We start from the raw sequence: 23,345 nt of genomic DNA on the forward strand, positions 1-23,345 counted from the left end.
TTTTCCTGTCAGCGGGGTCTTTTTAATTGTGGCCGCTTTTGTATCTTCGGGCTACCATGCAAGAGAGGAACCGCGGCAAGATGAGAGTATTACATACGGCAGACTGGCACCTGGGCCAGCGCCTGGCCAACCAGGAACGCACCGAGGAACATCGGGCTTTTCTCAACTGGCTCTGCCAGACCATCTGCGAAGAGAAGATTGACCTCCTACTTATCGCCGGCGATGTCTTTGATACAGGTTTCCCCTCCAACACGGCCCTAAAACTGTACTATGATTTCCTGCGCGAGGTAAAAGGCACCTGCTGCCGCGAGCTGGTCATCATTGGCGGAAACCATGATTCGGTTTCTACCCTCAACGCACCGGCCGAACTGCTGCGCCATTTCAACGTGCACGTGGTAGGCGGCGCCCCCGCCCAAGCCCAGGACCAGGTCATTGTGCTCACCGATGAGGAAAACCAACCCAAAGCCGTGGTCTGCGCCGTTCCTTTCCTAAGAGACAAAGATGTGCGCCTCTCGGTACCCGGCGAGACCGGCGAAGAACGGGAAGCCCGCCTCAAGCAGGGAATCTGCGACCATTACCAGAAATTGGTACCGCTCATCCAGGAATTCAAGCAGCAGGGCGTGCCGGTCTTGGCTACAGGCCATTTGTTTGCCGCCGGCGGCAGCGCCTCAGACAGCGAGAAGGAAATCCACGTGGGCAACCTGGGCCAGATCTGCGGCGACCAGTTTCCTGCCGAGTTTGACTACGTAGCCTTGGGCCACTTGCACCGTCCGCAGGTAGTGAACAAGATGCCGCACATTCGCTACAGCGGCTCGCCTATTCCGCTTAGCTTCTCCGAGATCACTGACCGCAAGCAGGTGGTAATCCTTGATTTTGAAGATGGCCAGCTCAGCGATATTCGGGAAATAGAGATTCCGTGCTGGCGCAAACTGGTTCGGTTCAAAGGCACCATTGAAGAGGTGCTGCCCAAGGTGATCGCGTATGACAACGCCGACCGTCCTTACCCAGCCTGGGCCGAGGTACAGCTCCAGTACGAGCACAACTTGCACGACCACACCGGCAAACTCCAGGAGGTCTTCGCGAAGCATTCCCAGATTCAGTTGCTCATCCATCGGCCGCTGCGCACCATTGACACCCAGACCTTGGACCAGCAGGTACAGCCCGAACAAGACCTGGCTGACCTGAAGCCCAAGGAGGTTTTCCTGAAAAAGTGCGAAGAAGCCCTGGAAGCCGACAGCTACCAGAACCTACTCTCCACTTTTGATGAACTGCTGGAGCTCATGCCCCAGATGCAGGAAGAGTCGCTGGAAACCTCGGCTTCTGAGCTCAAGGTGTTTTAGCCACCCAGCCTTTCTTAAAATAAGCAGCAAACATTTATTCTGTTTCTAGGCTGATTTCATCGAAACAGGCTTGAAACGTTATTTCCGTTCCGGTCTATTCCAATACCAGTGAGATATCTTCCTGGTGACACACCAAGGACAGCCATCGGCTTGGCAAAACCTTCAGAGTATTGTCATGCCCCACCTTTCTTTGCTCGTTTACAAGCGAACTGCTTCGCATTATAGATGCCTCCTATAAAGGAATAGCTATTATCAATTTGATAAATAAAGGCTAATCCGGGACCTTTAGACCTACAATCTTAGGTGTTTTACCTGCGGGAGGTTAGCAAAGAGGTCCCTTTTAGCAAAACTTACTCATCTGTACCGCGTTAATATTATTTATCATCCTTAATCACCAGTCATTCTATGGAAAAAGATCAAAATCAATCCAATGGTCAATCTGGAAGCAACCATGCCAGCAACGGTCAGGAGAGGCAAAACCTCACTACCCGGCAGGGGCATCCGGTTACAGACAACCAGAACCTCCGGACGATAGGTGCCCGTGGCCCTGCTACGCTGGAGAACTATCACTTCATTGAGAAAATAAGCCATTTTGACCGGGAGCGGATTCCTGAGCGTGTTGTGCACGCCCGAGGCGCCGGAGCCCACGGTGTTTTTGAAGCCTATGGTACTGTAGGCGGAGAGCCTATTGCTAAATATACCCGTGCCAAACTGTTCCAGGAAAAAGGAAAGAAAACCGATGTGTTCGTGCGTTTCTCAACAGTAGGCCACGGCGGTCACTCGCCGGAGACCCTGCGCGACCCCCGCGGTTTTGCGGTTAAATTCTACACCGAAGACGGAAACTGGGACTTGGTGGGCAACAACCTCAAGATCTTCTTCATCCGCGACGCCATGAAATTCCCGGACCTGATCCACTCCCAGAAACCAGACCCGGTAACCAACATCCAGAGCGGCGAGCGCATCTTTGACTTCATCGCCAATACCCCTGAGTCCACCCACATGGCCACGTTCCTGTTCTCGCCCTGGGGCATTCCGGCCAACTACCGGCAGATGCAGGGCTCAGGCGTGAACACCTACAAATGGGTGAACGCCAACGGAGAAGCCGTGCTGGTGAAATACCACTGGGAGCCGCTGCAAGGCATCCGGAACCTGACCCAGGCTGAGGCCCAGGAAATCCAGGGCAAAAACTTCAACCACGCCACCCAGGACCTTTTTGATGCCATCAAAGAGGGTAACTTCCCAGAGTGGGAACTGTGCGTGCAGATCATGAGCGACGATGAGCACCCAGAACTGGACTTCGATCCGCTGGATGACACCAAACTGTGGTCAATTGAGCAGTTCCCCTTCCTGCCAGTGGGCAAGATGACTTTGAACCGCAACCCCGTGGATTACTTCAACGAAGTAGAGCAGGCCGCCTTCGGGACCGGCGTGCTGGTAGACGGGCTGGAGTTCTCAGATGATAAAATGCTGCAGGGCCGTACCTTCTCCTACTCAGACACCCAGCGTTACCGCGTAGGACCAAACTACCTGCAATTGCCTATCAACGCGCCAAAAGCCAAGGTGGCCACAAACCAGCGCGGCGGCCAGATGTCTTTCCACACAGATTTTGGCGAAGGTCAGAATCCTCACATCAACTACGAGCCCTCTACTTTGGGCAACATCAAGGAGGCCCCTAAAGCCGGCAAAGATTACCAACCACGCTACGAAGCCAACCTGGTGCGCCAGAAAATTGACCGTACCAACGACTTCAAGCAGGCCGGCGAGACCTACCGCAACTTTCAGGACTGGGAGCGCGACGACCTTATCACCAACCTGGTGAACACCCTGGCTACCGCCGACAAGCGCATCCAGGACAAAATGATTGAGCACTTCACCCTCGCCGACGAAGATTACGGCCGCAGGGTACGGGAAGGCCTGGCGAAAACCACCAAGTCCCAGGATGACAAAGGCCCAATAGGGGCAATATCTCCTCAGGAAGGTATAGACCAAGCCAAACAAGTGTCACATCCGGCAGATCCGTATTAATCTGTTTTTTGAAATTCAGGTCAAAAACGGCCACCTCTTGTAGGTGGCCGTTTGTTTTTCAAGTGGAGTAAAACTCAAACCTGCCATCCCTTGGCGTGGGCCTACCCCCAAGAGGGAATTTTTCTACTAAGTAAAGAGCCAAGCTCTGCTTCATATTTATAGAGTTTTCCTCAACATCGATCTGTCCCCTGACAGACCGAAAGACAAACCAAAAGCCAGCCTCCTATAAGTTGGCCTGTCAGGGGACAGGCCAAGGATAAAATACAGAATGAGCTGTAGGAACGGTATGGAAACAAGCCTGAACATCCCCATGGCGTGGACTCCCACTCTGCCGGGATTCCCTCCTGTGAGAGGCAGGGGTGAGTTCTCAGGTCAAGCCGAACATCCTTGCCCAAAAACCTTCTCCTTTTCCCGGCTTTTGTTTCCTTTGCAGTGAGAACCAATCAGAATCCATTCTATCATTTACCCTATATGCAGAAAGAAGATCTGCTTGCCACGCAGGCCAGAATAACACCCTTCATTCACCGTACCCCGGTCCTTACTTCCCGACTGCTTAATGAAATCTCCGGCGCAGAGGTATTTTTCAAGTGTGAGAATTTCCAGCGGATGGGCGCTTTCAAAATGCGGGGCGCCGTCAATGCCGTGCTGCAGCTCTCTGAGGAACAGAAAACACGGGGCGTGGTCACCCACTCCTCCGGTAACTTTGCGCAGGCTTTAGCGCTGGCGGCGCAGAGCATTGGCGTGAAAGCCTACATTGTGATGCCAGAGAATGCCCCGCAGGTAAAAAAAGACGCAGTGCGCGGCTACGGTGGTGAGATCATTGAATGTGCCTCCAACCCCATCGCGCGGGAAGAAGTGGCTGCCCAGGTAGAAAAAGAGACCGGGTCTTATTTCATTCACCCGTCTAATGACAAAGACGTGATTCTGGGCCAGGGCACGGCGGCCATGGAACTGCTGGAAGAACAACCTGATCTCCGCTATATCTTCTCTCCGGTGGGCGGCGGCGGACTCATTGGCGGCACGGCGCTGGCGGCGCATTTCTTCGGGAGAGACTGCAAGGTGGTTGGCGGTGAGCCTTTTGAAGCCGATGATGCGTACCGGTCTCTCCTAAGCGGGCAGATAGAATCAAATGACACCACCCACACCCTGGCAGACGGCCTTAGAACACAATTGGGCGATATCAACTTCCCCATCATCCGGCAGCACGTGGAAAAGATCATCAGGGTAGAGGAAAAGGAGATCATCGCGGCCCTGAGGCTCATCTGGGAACGCCTCAAGATTGTGGTGGAGCCCTCCAGTGCCGTGGCTTTGGCTGCCCTGTTGCGCAACAAGGAAGATTATGCCGGGCAGAAAGTGGGTGTGATTTTATCCGGGGGAAACGTTGACGTAGGCAACTTACCGTTTTAGGGCCGCTTTAAGAAAAAAGGCCCAAAACGTCTGGAAACATCGGCTCACTGGTAAGTTGGTTTACTGTATAACAGCACCTGTGCAACAGGCTTTTGGCCTCTCAGGCCAGCTGAACTCAAAAAGGAACAAATCTCTGCGGCATTCTTCCCGTATCTTTAAATTCACCTCATCCATCCGTAACACAAAAAATATGATTATGATAGAAACCAAAGGTTACGCCGCTTTTGACCCTAACTCGCCGCTGGCTCCGTTTAACTTTGAGCGCCGGGACGTGGGTCCGCACGATGTTCAGATTGAAATCCTGTTCTGTGGCGTATGCCACTCTGACCTGCACACCGCCAAAGGCGAATGGGGTGGCGCCATGTACCCGGTGGTACCCGGCCACGAGATAGTGGGCCGCATTGTGAAAGTAGGCGACCACGTACAGAATTTCGCCGTGGGTGAAATGGCCGGGGTTGGCTGTATGGTAGATTCCTGCCAATCTTGCCCCAGCTGTGCCGATGGCCTGGAGCAGTACTGCGAAAAGGGCTTTACAGGCACTTACAACAGCCCGGAGCGTGGTTTAGACACCCCAACCTACGGCGGATACTCTAACCTCATTGTGGTGTCAGAGAACTTCGTCCTGAAGATTAGAGAAGATCAGAATCTGGCCCGCGTGGCGCCGCTGCTGTGCGCCGGTATCACTACTTACTCGCCGCTGCGTCACTGGAATGTAGGCCAGGGCCACCGCGTGGCCGTGGTAGGCTTGGGCGGATTGGGACACATGGCCGTAAAACTGGCTGCCTCCATGGGCGCTGAGGTGACCGTTCTAAGCACCTCTCCTTCCAAAGAAGCCGATGCCCAGTCTCTGGGAGCTCACAAGTTTGTGGTAACCAAAGACCCAGAGGCCTTGAAACAGGTGACCGGTTATTTCGATTTCATCATCAACACGGTTTCTGCTAAGGTGAGTCTTGATATGTACGCCAGCCTACTGCGCCGCGACGGCACCATGATCCTGCTGGGTGTTCCGCCAGAAGCCCCGGAACTGCACGCCGGTACCCTTATCTTCGGGCGCCGCAGAATTGCGGGTTCCCTTATTGGGGGCATCGCGGAGACCCAGGAAATGCTTGATTACTGCGCTGAGCACAACATCCTGTCAGACATTGAGGTCATCAACATCAACCAGATCAACACAGCTTATGACCGCATGCTGGCCGGCGATGTGAAATACCGGTTTGTAATTGACATGGCCAGCCTGGAGAACACCAGCGCTTAGGTTATTCCAACTTCCATATTTCTTTAAAACAGCGAAGCCGACCTTTTTGGGTCGGCTTCGCTGTTTTAGGGCTCCTTTTACAGAAACAGCCCTGAATCCATTTAGATCACAGACATCAGTTGGATAGAATTAGACGCTTTAGGCCCCAGGATCACTTTAGAATCGTCTTTGGAAATAGAGATGCGGTTAGAAGAGGTTCCTTTCAGCACCGAGGTGTCTTTCCCGTTCTCCAGGTCAAAAACCTTCACCGTGGTACTACCGGCATTGGAGTTGTACAGCAGTTTGTTGCTGTTGTTGAAGAAAGACATGCCATTGGCGAAATCGCCGGACCCGTTCTTTTTCACGGCTTTCACCAGCTTGAAATCATCGGTGTCATAGATCCGGATGATGTCATCGGCTTGCCCGAAACCCACCGCCAGGAACAGGTCATCCGGGCTGAGGGCCATATCAGTGGGGGTAGCGTAGTTCGTATTAAAGACCTTGATCAACTCCCCGTCTTTGGCGGAGAAAATGTTGATGCGGCTGGAGAACCACACATAAAACCGGTCTCCGCGGTTGCTGAACACAATCTTGGAGTCTTTGGCGGCGTAACGAGGCTTACCCACGCGTTGCCAAGTATCGGTGTTATAGACCTGAATTTCGTTGTTCTGCAACAAAGCCACCAGCCGGTTCCCCGACATAACCAACTCACGCACCTTGGCGGGCAAACCGGTAATGGTCTTCACCACGCTCAGGCCTTGCGCCTGAATTACCTTGATGGATTTTTCCTCACCGCCAGTGACAATGTATTTGCCGTCTTTGGAGTAGGCGCAGGACAGGGCTACTCCTTCGTGCACTTTCTTGAAGCTTATGGGGTAAGACTGGTTTACATCCCAGAGGTACAGCATTCCCTGGTTCCCCACTGATACGAATTGGTTTCCGTCTGGGGAAAAGACCGCATTCTGGAACATGAGATTTTCCTCATGCTTCATGAGGGCAAGGGGCTTCAGCTTGGTTTGGCTAAAGGAAAAATGGGAGGAGAAACAAAAACAACCTATTAATACCAGGGGGATACCTTTTTTCATAAGTAAAGAATAACAATATTTTATTTTACGCGAAGTACAAATATTTAATAAAATATTGCAAAACAAATTTGCTGTTTTTTCCTTTTGGAATAAACTCCTGGAACTCAGCACTCGCTTACCTCACTACAGTGGCCGAAGAGCTTATTTATATAGAGAAAATAACATATTCAATGATTTACCTTGGGAATACGGAATGGTTTTCACCTGGAATCGCTCTTTCACTTTACACATATTTCAACTCGCATAAAGTTGTTAATCAACGTAGTACAAACCAGTTCCCACTCTTCTAAAAATTCAACATGGCCGCATAAACACCACGCACCACTTCGGTCATCCGGGCGAAGTCCAGGGTGTCAATGGTATCGGTTCTCTGGTGGTAATGCGGGTTGCGCAGGAAAGAGGTGTCATTGATCATGACGGCCTGGTAGCCCTGGGCCCAGTAGTTGCGGTGGTCTGACAAGCCTACTCCGGGTAGTTCCGGTGGAGCCGCGATGGACTGCACGTCTATGCGCGAGTGCTCCTTCATGAATTGCTGCACCCGCTGTACCGTTTTCTCCTGCCCGGCTCTGCCTACTACCACAATGAAGTTCCCCGTGCTGGGATAGAGCTTCCGGAGAGACTCATGCTGATATTCCTGGGAGTTGGGCATGTCTGTGAAATACCCGATCATCTCCAGGCAGATCATCAGCTTCACATCCACTTTATCTCGCTTCATGGATTTGGCATGCACGGCACTGCCCATCTTCTCAGTGGCAAAGTAGGGTGGCTCCTCAAAGTTGAAGGCGACAAAATCAATGCGGTGCTTCACCTCGGGCTTCTCCTCGTGGAGGGCGCGGGCCAGTTCCAGCAGACCGGCCACGGCACTGGCATTGTCATCTGCTCCCGGGGTTTCGCCGCAGGCATCATAATGCGCCCCCACAATCACGCGCGGTCCTTCCTCGGGCCCGTAAGACAGAATGTAATTATGGAAGCCTTGGTGCAGGTCCTGCTTACTTACGCGCCCGCTTAGCTTGCAGAACTGGGTTTCAATGTAAGCGGCCGCTTTCTTTAAAGACTCGGGGTGTCCAATGCTGCGCGGAGGGTTAAGGGTAGTCAGGAATTGGACATCTGCGTAGAGGCGGTCACGTTGGATTGGCATAACGGCTGGTGGATAGTTTCTGCCTTTTTACTCTTCAGGGCCTTTGGGGTTGCTTTGACGCCAGGAGAATTAATACGGTTTATGGTTTGTTTTTCCAGATTTGGCCCAGAACCAGATTCGGTTTCTCAACTAAAAACCAGCCGCCGCGTACCCACAATGCATATTTAGAAAAGACTATGAAGAAAACTTTACTTATTGCATTATTCGCCCTTTGCCACTTGGGCGCCTGGGCGCAGGAATCTGACCCGGAATTTGAAACCGACCGCCCTACCCGCACCGAGGCCGCCAGCCTGGTTCCTCGCGGTTTTTTCCAACTGGAGACCGGTTTCCAGTACCTGAAGCAGAAACAGGAAGGCATTGAAAACAAACAGTGGCTTTACCCGCAGGCCCTCCTAAGGGTTGGCGTGCTCAAAGCCGCCGAGTTCAGGGTAGAAGCCACTTACCGACGCGAGGACTACCGCATGGGAGAATCTTTGGTTGCGCAGGAAAAAGGCCTGAGCACCGTGCGGGTGGGCACCAAGGTGAACGTGGTGGAGGCGCAGGGAGCCGTACCTCAGGTCACCGTCCTGGGCATGCTGGAACTGCCGCTGGGAAAGGACGCCTTTGAGCCGGAGAAAGTAGCACCAGAAGTGTTGCTCCTGTTTTCCAATGAGCTCACCGATAAAATCAAGCTCCAGTACAATGCCGGTTTTCAGCGCGAGCGCGAGGAAGACCACATGGAGAACAAGCTGGAGTACTCGGCCACGCTAAGCGGAAAACTGAGCGACAAATTCACCGTGGGCGTGGAGTTCTTCAGCGAAAAGCCCAAAGGCAGTCACGCCGAGAACCAGATAGACGGTTCTATCCAGTTCTTAGTGTTACCTAACCTACAGCTGGATGCCATCGTGGGCACCGGCGTCTCTTCCCATGCCCCGGAATTATTTGCGGGCGGCGGTCTGAGCATCAGATTACCCAGATAACAAACCCATTCAGTACCCAAAAGGCCCGACGGTTCTCCTTTAATGCAGGAAAACCGTCGGGCCTTTTTAGCTTGATTTTAGGAAATCGGGCTTAAAGGAGAAACTAACTCCAAGGCCTAGGAAAAGAAGACTTAAATGGGAGACCTCTCCTACCCTATTGCTAATGCTTAGCCTTGAGGGTGATGATGACTACGGCAGCCACCAGCAACACAGTGGCGATAAGGGTTTGCAGAGTGACCTCTTCATGCGCGATGGCCCAGCCCAGCAGAACCGCGATCACCGGATTCACATACGCATAGGTAGACACCTGCGAAGGAGGCGCCACCCTGGTAAGCCAACTATAGGCAGAGAAAGCGATCAAAGACCCGAAAACCACCAGATAGCCCAACGCCAGCCAGGACCGTTGACTTACCGATGCCCAATCTGCCGTTTGCCACTCCCCGAAGATGGTGCCGGCCAAAGTCAGCAAGGCGCCGCCGCATAGCATCTGCATGCCCGTGGTAAGCACGGGCGAAGAAGGCAGCGAGGCCCTGGAAGAAAACAAAGAGCCCCAAGCCCAGGCGCCCGCCGAAAGGAAGATAGCCGTACTGCCCAGCAAATCCACCCCGCCCTCCAGTTTCCAGGGACTCACCAGCACCACCATCCCGAGGGCACCCAGCACCAGGCCTACAATTACGCCGGCAGACGGCGCTTTCTTGGCTTTACCCAGCCATTGTAACACCACAATCCAAAGCGGCTCAGTAGTGACCAGCAAAGCGGCGATGCCGGAAGCCACGCGTTGCTCCGCCCAAACCACGGCTCCGTTCCCAATCAGGAGCAGCAAGCCCCCAATCACGGCGGTGTTGCGCCAATGCAGACCCGACGGAGCCTCAGCCCCGCGCAAGCGGGCCCAAGTGAACAGGATGGCGCCGGCGAACATAAACCGGAGGCCCGCCATCAGAAAAGGCGGCAAGGTTTCAATGGCGAAAACAATGGCCAGGTAAGTGGAACCCCAAATAATGTAAATCGCGGCAAAAGCCGCGATTTTAAGCCATCCGGCAGCCGGGGCCCCGGAAGAAGAAGTTGATTGCATACGTAATTAGTCGGCGTCTGCGTGCAGCACCAGCAGGGGCAGCTTTGCCTGGTAAGTTAGTTTTTCTGCCAGGCTCATGCCAAACAGGTTCTTAAAGAAGGAGCGGCGCTTTTTCAGGATCGCCAGCATGTTGCTGTTGGTCCGGCTAAGGTAATCTTTGAGGCCCACATCTTCCTTTTCGTGCTCTACCTCCGTGAAGTTCAGGTTAAACCCTCCAAACTCATCCCGCAACCTTTGGATAAACTCATGGGCGTTGCGCCCGGCGTCTGCCCCGGCTTTGGAGGTAATGTGCACCACCTCTACTTCGGCCTGGAATACGGAAGCCAGATCCAGCACCTGCCGCAGGGCCCTGAAATCCTCAGGCTGGTAATCTGAGGCGTACACAATGCGGTGGATGTCTGGGTAAGTGGCATTGGCCGGGATGGCCAGCACCGGGCATTTCACCTGGGAGATCACACTCTCGGTGTTGCTCCCGATGAGGATTTCCTCCAGGGTATTGCCGCCGCCGGTGGTGCCTAAAACCACAAAATCGTAGCCTTCGTCTTGCACCATCCGCTCAACGGCATCGGCTAGAAAGGCTTCAGCTACTTTGGAGTCAGACATAAAACCAGGGCCACCTGCCTGGCCAGACACGTTCTGTAGGTGCAGTGACATGGCATGGAGTTTATCACCGGCAATGCGGCGCTGCTCATCCAATACCTGGCTGGCCATCAAAGCCGACTCAGTGGTATCCATCATGGGCAGGTGAATTACGTGCAGCAACGTAAGCGAGGCACCCGTCCGCTGCGCAATCTGGGCGGCATACTCGGCGGCCTTGTTAGATGTCTTGGAAAAATCTACCGGGCAAAGAATCTTTTTCATAGTGCTGTAAGTCTAGATCAGGCGCGTTTTTGCCCGCGCCTCAAGCTTACAAAACGTGAATATAGGGTTTTGGTTATACTTTCCCGGCCCTAATGGATGTTCTACCTAGGTTTCAACTCTTCCAGCCAGGCCTGGGCATCCTGCATAGAGTCAAAGATATTGAGCGGGATTTTGCTTTCCTCGGCCATGCCAACTGAAAGTAGGTTCACGGGCTTTTTGAGATCATGCACCTCGGCTAACTGGTAAATACCGGCCGCCACCGTCAACTTCTGGGCTTCAATATGCATGAGGCGCACCGCCGGCGAGTACTCATCCAGCTTCCTGAGATCCGTTAAGATAGAGAACCCAGCTTTCACCAGGGAGAGCGCTTCTTTGAGGTGAAGGGTATAGAAAGGCACTTCCTCTGGTGTGTTCCAGCAGCCTTTAATATTTAATAAAATTCTATTCTTTTCCTGGTCTACTTTTATTTGGTAGAACGGGGTGTGGGCAATTTTTACCATAGCAGCGTCAAACATTTCTGCAGATGCACCACTACCTGGACGGGGGATACCGGAGAGAGGCAAATGAAATATTAGATAATTTTCTTTTTATAAAGTTAAAAACTGTTTCCCAAATCGCAAATAAAAACATCAAATTTTATTATTTCCTGAGTTAAACGCCTTCACTTCGGCCCAAGTCCACCGTTTTTTGGGTGTAGTTCCTGAAAATGCATTATCCAAATAATTAGTTACAGTCTCCAGAAATACATCCTGTTCAATGGTAGAGGAATAGAATTCCCGTTCCTGCGGATTGCCGTAGCGTTGGGCCTTGCTGAGTTTGCCGGCCTGCAGACGCATCAAAGGACCGGTATCAGTTATGCCATCCGCCATCCAGGTTAGGCCTGACTTTTCCAAGCTGTTCAACATTCCGGCCAATGGGCGTAAATCGGGCCGGGGCAGCGTGGGTCGGCTTCCCAGATCTACCCAGGTGGTGTACTTGCATTCTACTTCATAACGGTTCTCTGGGTAACAGGATACCACTATGTCATACCCGGCAGTGAGGCTGAACAAGGCGTAGTAATGAACCGGTGCCGGGGTCTGCACCACCACCAAGCCCAAGGCAGGGTTTTGGATTATTCTGGATGTCGGACCATACACCTGGGCGTAGCCTTCCTTGACCACGTTAAACTCTGATTCCCAAACCTGTTGAAATAGTGCAGGATTACACAACACCTCCTCAAAGGCCTCCAGGAAATAGTGAAATTTAGGGATAGACGCAATTACCTCATTCTCTTCCAAATCCTCCGCCCCGAAGGGTGGGTAGAAGCGGGCCTTTTCCTCGGCATTTATCCAGCAAACCAGTTTCAGGGCTTCTTCCGCATAAGGAGCCGCTAAATCCAACTCTCTGAAATCCCCGATGATAGCCATCTGCCGCAGGGTTTCCTCGTGCGCCAAAGCCAGCTCAGGGTTGAGCAGAGCCCAAACACCCATCAGGGCATCAATGTCAAAGTGGTTGGCGGTGACGTAGCGGTACTGCTGCAGGCCTGGATAGTTCTGCGTCAAGGCGCGCAGCACCATGCCGGCGCTGGTATCTTCCCTCAGTTCCGGGGGCGTGGGCGCCTCGCGCCAATGCGACAACACCAAACCATTGGGATGGAAACTATCCACCACCACCGCGGGCTGGGAATTAACCTGGGGAAAAGGAAGGTACGTGTAGGCGTTCATGGGCAGAGATGGCGGGGGCTTTGCGGGAAAATGGTTTACCTGGGTAATTTATCTTTTTGCGTTTAGGAGCCATTTTAGGTTAAACAGCCTTTGAACGCAAACCTATGATTTATTTCTTTTTCCCGCGGCGGTTGGTGATTTTATCCAGGCGTTTATTGCGCACCCATTTGAGGTATTTCTGCAGCCCCTCTGAAGTACGCAGGGCCGGGATGGAGTTGTAGAGCACCGCCAGTTCTTTGTTACTGTAGGTAAGGTGGACCGTACTATGGCAGGGCTGGCAAAGCGGCGCAGTGGGTCCGTGGCGGCCACCCTCCTCCCGGGGAATAAGATGGTGCAGGGTGGTGAAGCCCACCTCCCGCTCACAGAGCGCGCAAACCGGATCGGCGCTCTCTTCCTTTTTCCTAATGCGTTTTGCCATACCTACCTCACTGTTTACAACATACTGTTAAAAGCCATTTCGCTTTGGAGGAATTTAGGTAAACATCCGTAGTTTCAGGGCGTAAAGTCTTTTTCAACCTGTGCATCCGGCCCTGAAAACTATGGCATCATCTCCTGTCACTTCCCAAACCACCGCCCCTGCCCTGAGCGAGAAATGGCTCTTGTTCATTCTGGCGGCAATCCAGTTTACGCACATCATGGACTTTGTGATCATGATGCCGCTGGGGCCGCAGCTGATGCGCGTTTTCCAGATCAGTCCGCGGGAGTTTGGGTTCCTGGTCTCGGCGTATACGTTTAGCGCGGCCATCTCGGGGCTGCTGAGCGCCTTCTTTATAGACCGGTTTGACCGGAAGTACGCTCTGATGGGCTTGTACCTGGGCTTTACGCTGGGCACCTTTGCCTGCGCGCTGGCGCCCACCTTCACCTTTTTGCTCGTGGCGCGGGTTCTGGCGGGCGCCTTCGGTGGCGTGCTGGGGGCTTTAGTCCTGGCCATTATCGGGGACTCTATTCCGGAGGAACGACGGGGCGCGGCTACCGGTAAGGTTATGGCGGCTTTCTCGGTGGCTTCCATTGGGGGTATTCCTTTGGGGCTTTACCTGGCCAGCCACGCCAGTTGGCACGCTCCTTTTTACCTGCTCACCGGCCTAAGCGTGGTGGTGCTGTTCCTAACCTGGCGAATGCTCCCGCCCATGCGGCAGCATCTGCTTCACCATGTTCCCCAGCATCCGGCGCAAGTCCTGGTTTCCATTTTCAGCCGGGCCAATTGCCTCTGGGCTTTCGGGCTGATGGTGGCACTGTCTTTGGCTGGTTTTACGGTGGTGCCCTTCCTAAGCCCGTATATGGTGGCCAACGTGGGCTTTGAGGAGGCCGAACTGAGTTACATCTACCTTTTCGGGGGATTGGCGACGGTGGTGACCTCACAGCTGGCTGGCCGATTGTCTGATAAATACGGGAAGAAGAAAGTCTTCATGATCGCCGCCCTGTTGTCTATTATACCTATTGTGGTAGTCACGCACTTGCCCCCTGTGCCGCACTGGCAGGCCTTTGTGGTCACTACTTTGTTCTTTATCTTCTTCGGGGCGCGGTTTGTGCCTGCCATGTCTTTGATCACCTCCAGCATTGAACCCCGCCTGCGTGGCTCCTTCATGAGCGTGAACTCATCGGTACAGCAGCTGGCCTCCGGATTGGCAGCCTTCCTTTCTGGGCTGGTAATTTCAAATGTACCTGGCTCAAATCAATTGCTGCACTTCGGCACGGTAGGTTTCATCGCCACGGTCTTTACCCTGGTTTCTATGGGTGTAGTGATGAAGTTGAGACAGGTGAGCTAACGGGTAGTCCTGAGTTCTGAGTCTTGAGTTCTGAGTTGGGGTATGTGCAGTTATGGTGGTTGGTGGTAGCACCAGCGGGCGAACTTGGCCCTTGGGAATGTTAACCCACCCCTACCCCTCCGAGGAGGGGAATACCAGATAACGTAGTCTGGTTGAAAATTGTGAAACGTTGTGCGTCTGGAGAATGTCGGGAGAATTACTTAGGTTTCCAGCCTCTTTTCTGCAAAGTGGCCCCAAAACGTATTAACGGAATTCCCCTCCTTGGAGGGGTAGGGGTGGGTTCAAGGTCATGTGCCACCCCTTTACCGCCTGCTCAAAAGACCTCGCAGCGTCCGGAGGTCCTGCGAGCGTCTGTGCCATGGCAGGAGATCTCACAATCTGGCATTTTGGGTATCTCTTTTGGTAGCCGCTGTTACTTGCGAGGTGAACGTTGGAGACAAGGCGGTGCCTGGTCTCTACATTCTGCAAATATTAGAATGCGTTAATCAGCAGGTGTAAACATCCCCCTACCCTCTTCAAAGGAGAGAATCAATCAAAGGTTTAAAGCGCTTCTTCGGGCTGGAGGAGGAAACCGTCTTTCATGGTGAGTTTACGGTCTGCCATGTCTGCAAGGATGGGGTTGTGGGTGACCAGCACGAAGGTCTGACCCAGGTCCTGGCGCAGTTTGAAGAAGATCTGGTGCAGTTCCTCGGCGTTCTTGGAGTCCAGGTTTCCGCTGGGTTCATCGGCGAAGATGAGTTTGGGGGAGTTGATGAGGGCTCTGGCTACTGCCGTACGTTGCTGCTCTCCGCCACTCATCTCAGAGGGCTTGTGGTCCAGGCGGTGGCCCAGGCCCAGCATCTCCAGGAGTTCTTTGGCGCGCGTCTCTACCTCTTTTTCGGGCCGGTCGGCCAGGAAACCCGGTAGGCAGACGTTTTCCATGGCAGAGAACTCGGGCAGCAGGTTATGGAATTGGAAGATAAACCCGATGTTGCGGTTGCGGAAACGGGCCACCTCTTTGTTGCTCATCCCCGATATTTTCTGCCCGTGCAGGAACACATCACCGGCATCGGGCGCATCCAGCGTGCCCAGCAGGTGCAGCAGGGTGCTTTTACCCGCCCCGGAAGCGCCCACAATGGAAACGACTTCCGCCTCACCGATGGTCAGGTCAATTCCCTTTAAAACCGGCAGCTTCCCGTATGATTTAAACAGCCCGCGGGCCTCTAACAAAACTGGCTTATCTATACTCATGAACTACAAAACAATAAGGAAGGGACGGCATTTGCAAACCGTTCGCTCGTTTGCATGAAACGGAGCATTTGATTTAAAGTTAACCGTAGCATATTAAGTTAAATGTAGCGGCGTTACACCATAACGACGTGGTGGAGGTTCTCATATACTCCGGCCACTACCCTATAAACTGTTTCCTTATAAAGGTGCTGTTTAAAGACAAGAAGATGGGGAGATGGACCTGTATAGTTTCATGGCACCACGGCGTTACAGGGTAACGCCGCTACATTTAACCTGTTTCCTGAAAAATCGGATTAAAACAGGGAGGTCCTTTTTCTCCAAACTCGACTCATGACTCTGGACTCAGAACTCAGAACTAACCGCAAAGCGGTGCCTGCTTTGAAAAGTTAGCCGTATACCTTACTTTCGTGCACCTAAAAACATCAACCTAACCTCATGAATATACACGAGTACCAGGCGAAAGACATTCTGAAACGCTACGGCGTTCGCGTTCAGGAAGGCATTGTGGCGGAGACCCCAGAAGAGGCGGTAGCGGCCGCTAAGCGTTTAACCGAGGAAACCGGCACTGGCTGGCACGTGATCAAAGCCCAGATTCATGCGGGCGGTCGCGGTAAAGGCGGCGGGGTGAAATTGGCTAAAAACCTGGAGCAGGTGAAAGAAATTGCGGGCCAGATCATTGGCATGCAGTTGGTAACGCACCAAACCGGCCCCGAGGGCAAAAAAGTAAACAAAGTGCTGGTGGCGCAGGATGTATACTATCCCGGCGACTCTGAGCCTAAAGAATATTATGTTTCTATCTTGTTAGATAGAGCCAAAGGCCAAAACGTGATCATGGCGTCTACCGAGGGCGGTATGGACATTGAAGAAGTGGCTGAGCATACGCCTGAGAAAATCTTCAAGGAGTGGATTGACCCAGCGGTTGGTCTTCGTCCTTTCCAGGCCAATAAGATTGCGTTTGCTTTCGGCTTGCAAGGCGAAGCTTTCAAAGAATTCACCAAGTTCCTGACCAGCCTGTACAACGCCTACCTGGACACAGACGCTTCTATGTTTGAGATCAACCCGGTGTTGAAAACCTCAGACAACAAGATTCTGGCCGTAGACGGCAAAGTGGATCTGGACGACAACGCCCTGTTCCGTCACAAAGACCTGGCTGACCTGCGCGACTTAGCCGAGGAAGATCCTTTGGAAGTAGAAGCTAGCAAGAGCAACCTGAACTACGTGAAGCTGGATGGTAACGTAGGCTGTATGGTGAACGGTGCCGGTCTGGCCATGGCTACTATGGACATCATCAAGCTTTCTGGCGGTGAGCCGGCAAACTTCCTGGACGTAGGAGGTGGAGCCAACGCGCAGACCGTAGAAGCTGGTTTCCGCCTCATTCTGCAAGACCCTAACGTAAAAGCCATCCTGATCAACATCTTCGGGGGTATCGTGCGTTGTGACCGTGTTGCGAATGGTGTGGTAGAAGCTTACAAAAACATTGGTACTATCAACGTTCCAATCATCGTTCGTCTGCAAGGAACCAACGCTGAGGAAGGCGCTCGTATCATTGATGAGTCTGGCCTGAAAGTGTACTCTGCCGTTGCTTTGAAAGAAGCTGCCCAGAAAGTAAAAGACGTGTTAGCTGAAGTAATTTAAGCACAACGCTTTAGATAATAAAAAGGCCTTTCTGGAAACAGAAGGGCCTTTTTTTGTGGCCCCGGTGCAACCATTCGCCTTCTTTATAGCTCTTCTTCTAAACCTTATTTTACTAAACCCTACTATGAAAACACCTTTTAAACCGTCCGCGCTTCTGGCGTTGGTGGTTTCCCTTTCTTTATCAGGGTCTCTGGCGGCCCAGTCACAAACTCTGGAGGTAAAAACGATCCAATTCGCTAAGACTCCCCAGGTGAAACCCACTTTTGTAAGAAGTGCCCCGCAAGACGCTTACCTCACTCAATTGCGCACCAGATATGAGTTGGAGAAGTTGGTAGCCGGCAAGAAGACCGATTTTGAGCGCGTGAAAGCTGTCTGCAACTGGGTACGGAAACAATGGGACCACAACGGCTCCAACACCCCGCTCAAAAACGATCCTATCTCTATTCTGGAGGAAGCGGCCACGGGCAAGAAATTCCGATGTGTGGAGTACGGCATGGTTTTGAACGGTGCTCTGAATTCCCTTGGCATCCCGGCCCGCTCGCTGGCCTTAAAAATGGAGAATGCTGATACCGTGGAATTCGGGGCCGGGCACGTGGTGGCCGAGGCTTACCTACGCGATCAGAAAAAGTGGGTGATGGTAGATGGGCAGTTCGATATCATTCCTACCCTCAACGGCACTCCCATCAATGCGGTGGAACTGCAACAGGCCCTGGCTAAGAAAACGCCGGGCGTAGGTGTGGTTTCCTTCTCCGGCACCACCGCCTCAGATTACTTCCCGTGGGTAGCCCCTTACCTATTCTACTTTGACACCCGCCTGGACAATCGCTTCACAGAGGACCGCGTACCGGGCAGCCTCATGCTGGTGCCCCAGGGCGCCAAGAACCTCACCGTCTTCCAGCGCATTAGACCACTCACCGATATGACCTACACCCACTCCATCTCTGATTTCTACCCAAAGGTGAAGTAGGTTGATTAATGGGAAGAAGTAATCTGGATATCTGATTCGGAACTTGCCCTAAGAACCACGAATGACCGCGGCCGCCTATGGGCCATTCATCGACTTTTCTTAAAGCAAAACGGGAGCAACCACTTTGGCTGCTCCCGTTTTTGGTAGATATCGGCTAAAACAAGCCCAAAACAGCAGGGCTTAATTAAGCACGTTCAGGGTAACATCAATGTTTCCTTTGGTCCCTACGGAGTACGGGCATACCTCATGCGCCTGGCTCACCAGTTCCTCGGCTTTGGCTTTGTCTACGCCATCTACTTTCACGTCTAGCTGCACCGCCAGCCCGTAACGCCCGTCTTCAAACTGATCTAACCCCACGTGCGCGGTAACGGTAGACTTTTCATCTAACCTGATATGCTGCTTGCCGGCTACCAACATCAAGGCACTCTGGAAACAGGCCGAATAACCTGCCGCAAAAAGCTGTTCTGGGTTGGTGGCACCGCCCTTGCCGCCCAGCCCTTCGGGCACGCGCACGGGCATGTCAATGATTCCGTCAGTTGATTTTACCTGGCCATTTCGGCCCCCGGTGGCGGTAACCTCCGCCGTATACAATCTTTTCATAGGTTTAAGCTTTGGTAATTGAAATGGTGTTCTTGTGTAAACTGTTCTAAGGCTAAAATGTTAGAGACCTCCCCTCCTGCGCTTCCGTTTTTCGGGCCTTTTTTCCTGAAACAAGCAAAAAACGCAGAAAGCCCCTTTCTTTCTTGGCAGCCGTTTCCTACATTTGCCATCGCAATTCCGGGCCACGTAGTACAACGGATAGTATTGGAGTTTCCGAAGCTCTCGATCCAGGTTCGATTCCTGGCGTGGCCACCAAACAGAAAAGCCCTCTCAGTTTGAGCTGAGAGGGCTTTTCTGTTTTATTCCAATCTTAGTTTGTATAAAGTTTTACATATCTTGTAATGGATTAGAATAACTTTCAATCAAGTATGGTTAATTAACCAAGAAAGAAAGCATAATGATCAAAAGCATCCCTTCAATAAAGATGAAAATTTCACTTTATATTTTCAGGAGTGCATCAATAATAACAATTAAACATTAAAATCATCTTTAACCTTTAAATGAAACAATTAACTATCTCATTATTCTTATTTCTCCTTTCCACAACATCGTTATTAGCAAACCCATTTATAAAAGGTTATTACTTCACCCTTGATGGTAAGAAAGTTGAAGGTCACATAAACTTCAGAAGATCAGCTTATAATTTATTCAGAAATAGCCCCTCAGATATAAAATTCAAAGAGAACTTAGATTCTAAAGCGGTAAAGCTTACTCCTAACGATATTTCATCCTTTGTAATAGGCACTGATAGTTTTACAATTGCACATAATATAAAGATCAACAATCTTTATGCTGGGATTTTTCCAAAAGATTTTGTCCAGGTACTTATTTCAGGTCGCATGAACCTTGCGATGCATAGAAGTTCAAGCCATGACGGAAGGTATGCATATGAACATAATAATTATGTGATTTACAAAAGCGATGAAACCTGCTTAACAATCTGGAGAATAAAAAACCAAAAAGAAGATATAGCTAAATTCTTTGTTGACTTTCCAACTCTTCAGTCAAAAATTATGGAAAAAGGATTTACCTATGACAACTTACCAGCCCTAGTTCAAGAGTATAATGAGCTTTCTTCTATGAGAGAGTAAATGTTTTTTTAGGCTTGTATTGTGAGGCCCTATAAATTTTAATTATAGTATCAGACTTACTATTAACCATTTATGCAAGCATGTTTTCTCTGTCCTAAGGATAAAAACACTAATTAAGTCTTACATTTTTTTCAAAAGTTGAGTAACACTAATTAAAAGAATATACGCATGACTTGTAAAGAAAAATCTGATAAATAAACTAATATTCTTTTAACAACATTATCAATATTACTAGTTAATGTTAATGTTGGCCCTTTATTAATATTCAAAAACTTAATAATCAATGAACAAATACGGACTCCACGGAAAGCTTACTGCATCAGCCGGAAACGGTGAAAAACTTGCTGCCATTCTTCTGGAAGCGGCCCAACTAGTTTCCACCGCCAAAGGATGCCACCTATACCTGGTGAGTATAGACAAAACCTTGGAAGACGCCGTTTGGGTCACCGAGGTCTGGGATAGCCAGGAAGACCATGATAACTCTTTGCAAGTGCCTGGGGTACGGGAATTGATTTCCCAAGCCATGCCCCTGCTGGCTGGCAAACCAGAAAAAGGCCAGGTACTGGAGATTTTAGGAGGCGCGGGTATTTCTTAACCCACTACTTAAATACTCGTTTTCTCTACATTAAAGCTTTTGAAGCTGTTTTCCTGAAAAGAGCTTCAAACTCTAGCAAGCAAATCAATCATTTCCTTTCATTTCCCTTCATGGATAAGATTACCCTCTCTACCCAACTGAGTGAGCAGGACTTCATCAAAGCCAACTTTTATCTTTATTTCAAGAAGTGGAATAGCAAGTTCACTTTCGGGATAGGTATTCTTGCGCTTTTGAGCGGACTATTTCTTTTCCTGACGGGTGCATTAGAGGAGGTTCCCTGGATAGGCTTGATCTTCGGCCTTTACTTAACTTTTGGGCTTCCCGTTCAGATTTACTTTGCCGCAAAGAAAGGCTACAGAATAAACAAAAGGATGAGCGAGCCCATGTTATACCAGTTTGACCAGGATAACATCCAGATAAAGGGAGATTCTTTTGATTCGAAACTCAGCTGGGAAAAGGTCTACAGCGTCACCGAGACCAAGGCTTGGATTCTGATCTGGCTAACCCCACAGTTAGCCAACATAGTACCCAAAAGGGACTTTTCTCCAGAACAGTTGGGCTTGTTCAAAGCCCTAGTGAAGGAGCAGAAAGGCCCCAAGAACAAATTGAAGCCGGTGTAATCTGCACTGACTAAAAAGTATAAAAGAGTTTTATCACAAATCTTATTGAACACCACACATGAAAAAAGTATTACTCTCTATGGGCATGGTGCTTGCCCTCTCCTTAGCTAGCCATGCGCAACAAGCGCTGGAGCGTCCTTCTACTTCGCAAGATTCTGCCCGCATTTACACCGTGGAAGAAGTGGACCAGCCCCCTATTTTCAGTGCTCCCAAATACGAAAAGTATGGAAAAGAAGCCATTCATAGTTTTTTGGCAAACAATTTCAGAATCCCACCTGTAGCCCAGCGACATCGGGTGCAAGGCGAAACCATTTGTAGTTTTGTAATTGACGCACAAGGCAACCTGTCAAATTTTAAAGTCATAAAATCAATTGATAAAGCCGTAGATGCAGAGGTGCTGAGGGTTCTTAAACTCACCAGGGGGCACTGGAAACCAGCAATAAAAGGTGGCACAGAGGTACCTGTTTCGTATACCTATCCTTACAGAATAAGGATAATGTAAGGCCAAAATGGGCTGCTAATCATTCACTGAGACTTAAAAATAAATCCACTCCGCATTCTGCTGAAAGGCTTTTCGTCGGTGTTTAGAGAGCCTCGTTTCCGAAATTATTTTCTTAAATCTTCCCACAAAATCAAGGAACCCTGGGCTGCTTAAAACCAGCGCAGGGTTTCCTTGGTTTAATTGGGAATGAAGTTTCGCTTTAAACACCTTTCTGAAGGAGGAGAGTTGCCTCTAACCTTACTGCCTTGTATCTTAGGAGAAGGTAATTGAAACGGCCATGTCACCAAAACCTTTAAGATATTGGTACCTTGCCCCGATCTCTTCCCCAGGAACATTGCTAATATATTCAGCCAATCTATATACAAAAAGACCAATGTTGATAACAATGTTAGCAATCAATACTTATCCACGTTCCTAACGCTGCCCTAAGCACTGCCTAACCACTAACCAGCTTAGCACCCAATTACCGGATGCCAAGTTGGTTCCCCTCCTATTAGACTTACGCCCCGTTATTTTACGGTAGTTTCACCAACCCATTTTAGGCCCGTTTTACCTTAAAGGGCTTCTAAATGGTCTTTTGATCGCTTAAAGCAGTTTGCCTAGTCCTCAACCTTCATCGGGTAACCAGCATGCGCAAAAGCTTAACGAAACAAATAAAGCCCGAAAGGGATTCTCAGCGGCTGGAGCGGGTGAGCCTGTTGGCCATGCGCTGGTCGGCGAGGGTGCTGGTGACTACGGTGTGGGTTAGTGCCGCGTTGTTTGGGCTCTACATCCTGGCTTTCTACGCGGCGGCCTTGTATGAGCGCAACATGGAGCGCTGGAACAATGTGCTGCCCGGCCTGTACGAGAAAGACTCGGTGGCCACTACTTCCGGCATCGGCCTGCATTTCGCTATGGGTGGCATCATCCTGCTTCTGGGCAGCCTCCAACTTCTGGAGAAGGTGCGCACCCGGTACCCGGCCCTGCACCGCTGGGTGGGCCGTCTGTACATTGTTTCTTCCCTGCTGGCGGCCGCGGGCGGACTGGTCTTTATCTTCCTCAAAGGCACTATTGGGGGCACCGTCATGGACATCGGGTTTGCCGGGTATGGGGTATTCATGTTTATCTCCGCCATTGAAACGTACCGGCACGCGGTGGCCAGACGGCTGGAGAAACACCGGGCCTGGGCCCTCCGGCTGTTCGCGCTGGCCATCGGTTCCTGGCTTTATCGTATGGACTACGGCTTCTGGATTGGCTTCGCCGATGGCATAGGCCACACGCCCCAATTCAACGGCGCCTTTGATAAACTAATGGCTTTTTTCTTTTACCTCCCCAACCTGCTGGTAGCCGAGCTATTCATCAGGGCCCGCAAATACAGAGCTTCGGCCGCCCTCCGGCTGGCAGCCGCTTTCCTGCTTCTCTGCGCCACCGGCTTCCTGATCATAGGCACCTATTTCTTCACCCTTCACTACTGGGGACCGGCCATCCTGAACTGGGTTACGGGTTCTTAATGGTTAAGTGTTGGAGGTTTTTGGG

At 51.2% G+C, this 23,345-nt stretch carries 22 protein-coding genes and 1 tRNA gene; 14 read left to right on the forward strand and 9 right to left on the reverse strand.

Going from position 1 to position 23,345, the window contains the following annotated elements; translation table 11 throughout:
* The first annotated feature begins 80 nt into the window (after positions 1 to 80).
* The 4 genes from J3P34_RS00030 (at position 81) to J3P34_RS00045 (ending at position 6,027) form a co-directional block, all read left to right on the forward strand.
* Positions 81 to 1,340: an exonuclease SbcCD subunit D C-terminal domain-containing protein gene (locus tag J3P34_RS00030; RefSeq protein ID WP_210485773.1), complete on the forward strand. Its 1,260-nt coding sequence runs from the start codon at positions 81 to 83 to the stop codon at positions 1,338 to 1,340.
* A gap of 405 nt (positions 1,341 to 1,745) precedes the next feature.
* A complete protein-coding gene (locus J3P34_RS00035) occupies positions 1,746 to 3,365 on the forward strand; it encodes a catalase (protein WP_210485775.1) in 1,620 nt (539 codons plus the stop codon).
* A 471-nt stretch (positions 3,366 to 3,836) separates the two neighbouring features.
* Positions 3,837 to 4,772: a pyridoxal-phosphate dependent enzyme gene (locus J3P34_RS00040; protein ID WP_210485778.1), complete on the forward strand. Its 936-nt coding sequence runs from the start codon at positions 3,837 to 3,839 to the stop codon at positions 4,770 to 4,772.
* Positions 4,773 to 4,968: 196 nt separating this feature from the next.
* Positions 4,969 to 6,027, forward strand: coding sequence for an NAD(P)-dependent alcohol dehydrogenase (locus J3P34_RS00045; RefSeq protein ID WP_210485780.1), 1,059 nt, complete (start codon positions 4,969 to 4,971; stop codon positions 6,025 to 6,027).
* 101 nt (positions 6,028 to 6,128) lie between these two features.
* Here J3P34_RS00045 and J3P34_RS00050 read toward each other — a convergent pair whose 3' ends face one another.
* Positions 6,129 to 6,998: a WD40 repeat domain-containing protein gene (locus tag J3P34_RS00050; protein ID WP_210485782.1), complete on the reverse strand. Its 870-nt coding sequence runs from the start codon at positions 6,996 to 6,998 to the stop codon at positions 6,129 to 6,131.
* 379 nt (positions 6,999 to 7,377) lie between these two features.
* On the reverse strand, positions 7,378 to 8,229 hold the full coding sequence (locus J3P34_RS00055) for a M28 family peptidase (protein ID WP_210485784.1): 852 nt from the start codon (positions 8,227 to 8,229) through the stop codon (positions 7,378 to 7,380).
* A 176-nt stretch (positions 8,230 to 8,405) separates the two neighbouring features.
* On the opposite strand from J3P34_RS00055, the gene J3P34_RS00060 reads away from it, so the two are divergent.
* Positions 8,406 to 9,188: a transporter gene (locus J3P34_RS00060; RefSeq protein ID WP_210485786.1), complete on the forward strand. Its 783-nt coding sequence runs from the start codon at positions 8,406 to 8,408 to the stop codon at positions 9,186 to 9,188.
* Between the two features lie 160 nt (positions 9,189 to 9,348).
* On the opposite strand, the gene J3P34_RS00065 is transcribed toward J3P34_RS00060, so the two are convergent.
* The 5 genes from J3P34_RS00065 to J3P34_RS00085 all read right to left on the reverse strand — a co-directional run bounded on the left by J3P34_RS00065 (position 9,349) and on the right by J3P34_RS00085 (position 13,242).
* Complete coding sequence (locus tag J3P34_RS00065; protein ID WP_210485788.1) at positions 9,349 to 10,260, reverse strand: EamA family transporter; 912 nt, start codon at positions 10,258 to 10,260, stop codon at positions 9,349 to 9,351.
* A 6-nt stretch (positions 10,261 to 10,266) separates the two neighbouring features.
* On the reverse strand, positions 10,267 to 11,121 hold the full coding sequence (locus J3P34_RS00070) for a universal stress protein (RefSeq protein WP_210485790.1): 855 nt from the start codon (positions 11,119 to 11,121) through the stop codon (positions 10,267 to 10,269).
* Positions 11,122 to 11,222: 101 nt separating this feature from the next.
* Positions 11,223 to 11,621, reverse strand: a complete 399-nt coding sequence (locus J3P34_RS00075) for a hypothetical protein (RefSeq protein WP_210485792.1) — start codon at positions 11,619 to 11,621, stop codon at positions 11,223 to 11,225.
* A gap of 129 nt (positions 11,622 to 11,750) precedes the next feature.
* Entirely contained in the window at positions 11,751 to 12,824 is a 1,074-nt protein-coding gene (locus tag J3P34_RS00080) for a DUF6687 family protein (RefSeq protein ID WP_210485794.1), read from the reverse strand.
* Between the two features lie 109 nt (positions 12,825 to 12,933).
* Positions 12,934 to 13,242, reverse strand: coding sequence for an HNH endonuclease (locus tag J3P34_RS00085; RefSeq protein ID WP_246853482.1), 309 nt, complete (start codon positions 13,240 to 13,242; stop codon positions 12,934 to 12,936).
* Positions 13,243 to 13,363: 121 nt separating this feature from the next.
* Between J3P34_RS00085 and J3P34_RS00090 the strand changes: the two genes are divergently transcribed.
* Entirely contained in the window at positions 13,364 to 14,590 is a 1,227-nt protein-coding gene (locus J3P34_RS00090) for an MFS transporter (protein WP_210485796.1), read from the forward strand.
* Positions 14,591 to 15,130: 540 nt separating this feature from the next.
* Here the strand turns inward: J3P34_RS00090 and J3P34_RS00095 are convergent.
* Positions 15,131 to 15,820: an ABC transporter ATP-binding protein gene (locus J3P34_RS00095; protein ID WP_210485798.1), complete on the reverse strand. Its 690-nt coding sequence runs from the start codon at positions 15,818 to 15,820 to the stop codon at positions 15,131 to 15,133.
* Positions 15,821 to 16,255: 435 nt separating this feature from the next.
* Here J3P34_RS00095 and sucC point away from each other — a divergent pair, with 435 nt between their 5' ends.
* Together sucC and J3P34_RS00105 are read left to right on the forward strand one after the other, a co-directional pair.
* Positions 16,256 to 17,455, forward strand: a complete 1,200-nt coding sequence (gene sucC / locus J3P34_RS00100; RefSeq protein WP_210485800.1) for an ADP-forming succinate--CoA ligase subunit beta — start codon at positions 16,256 to 16,258, stop codon at positions 17,453 to 17,455.
* Between the two features lie 124 nt (positions 17,456 to 17,579).
* Positions 17,580 to 18,422: a transglutaminase-like domain-containing protein gene (locus J3P34_RS00105; RefSeq protein WP_210485802.1), complete on the forward strand. Its 843-nt coding sequence runs from the start codon at positions 17,580 to 17,582 to the stop codon at positions 18,420 to 18,422.
* Positions 18,423 to 18,602: 180 nt separating this feature from the next.
* Here J3P34_RS00105 and J3P34_RS00110 read toward each other — a convergent pair whose 3' ends face one another.
* The gene (locus tag J3P34_RS00110) at positions 18,603 to 19,022 is read right to left on the reverse strand and encodes an organic hydroperoxide resistance protein (protein ID WP_210485804.1); all 420 of its coding nucleotides are present in this window, start codon (positions 19,020 to 19,022) and stop codon (positions 18,603 to 18,605) included.
* 180 nt (positions 19,023 to 19,202) lie between these two features.
* Here J3P34_RS00110 and J3P34_RS00115 point away from each other — a divergent pair.
* The 6 genes from J3P34_RS00115 to J3P34_RS00140 all read left to right on the forward strand — a co-directional run bounded on the left by J3P34_RS00115 (position 19,203) and on the right by J3P34_RS00140 (position 23,320).
* Positions 19,203 to 19,277, forward strand: a tRNA-Arg gene (locus tag J3P34_RS00115).
* Between the two features lie 245 nt (positions 19,278 to 19,522).
* Complete coding sequence (locus J3P34_RS00120; RefSeq protein ID WP_210485806.1) at positions 19,523 to 20,113, forward strand: hypothetical protein; 591 nt, start codon at positions 19,523 to 19,525, stop codon at positions 20,111 to 20,113.
* Between the two features lie 283 nt (positions 20,114 to 20,396).
* The gene (locus tag J3P34_RS00125) at positions 20,397 to 20,708 is read left to right on the forward strand and encodes a putative quinol monooxygenase (RefSeq protein ID WP_210485808.1); all 312 of its coding nucleotides are present in this window, start codon (positions 20,397 to 20,399) and stop codon (positions 20,706 to 20,708) included.
* Positions 20,709 to 20,818: 110 nt separating this feature from the next.
* The gene (locus J3P34_RS00130) at positions 20,819 to 21,328 is read left to right on the forward strand and encodes a YcxB family protein (protein WP_210485810.1); all 510 of its coding nucleotides are present in this window, start codon (positions 20,819 to 20,821) and stop codon (positions 21,326 to 21,328) included.
* 58 nt (positions 21,329 to 21,386) lie between these two features.
* On the forward strand, positions 21,387 to 21,830 hold the full coding sequence (locus J3P34_RS00135; protein WP_210485812.1) for an energy transducer TonB: 444 nt from the start codon (positions 21,387 to 21,389) through the stop codon (positions 21,828 to 21,830).
* A gap of 629 nt (positions 21,831 to 22,459) precedes the next feature.
* On the forward strand, positions 22,460 to 23,320 hold the full coding sequence (locus J3P34_RS00140; protein ID WP_210485814.1) for a DUF2306 domain-containing protein: 861 nt from the start codon (positions 22,460 to 22,462) through the stop codon (positions 23,318 to 23,320).
* Positions 23,321 to 23,345 lie beyond the last annotated feature (25 nt).

It is taken from the genome of Rufibacter aurantiacus, from assembly GCF_017916345.1.
GTDB classification, from domain to species: Bacteria; Bacteroidota; Bacteroidia; order Cytophagales; family Hymenobacteraceae; genus Nibribacter; species Nibribacter roseolus.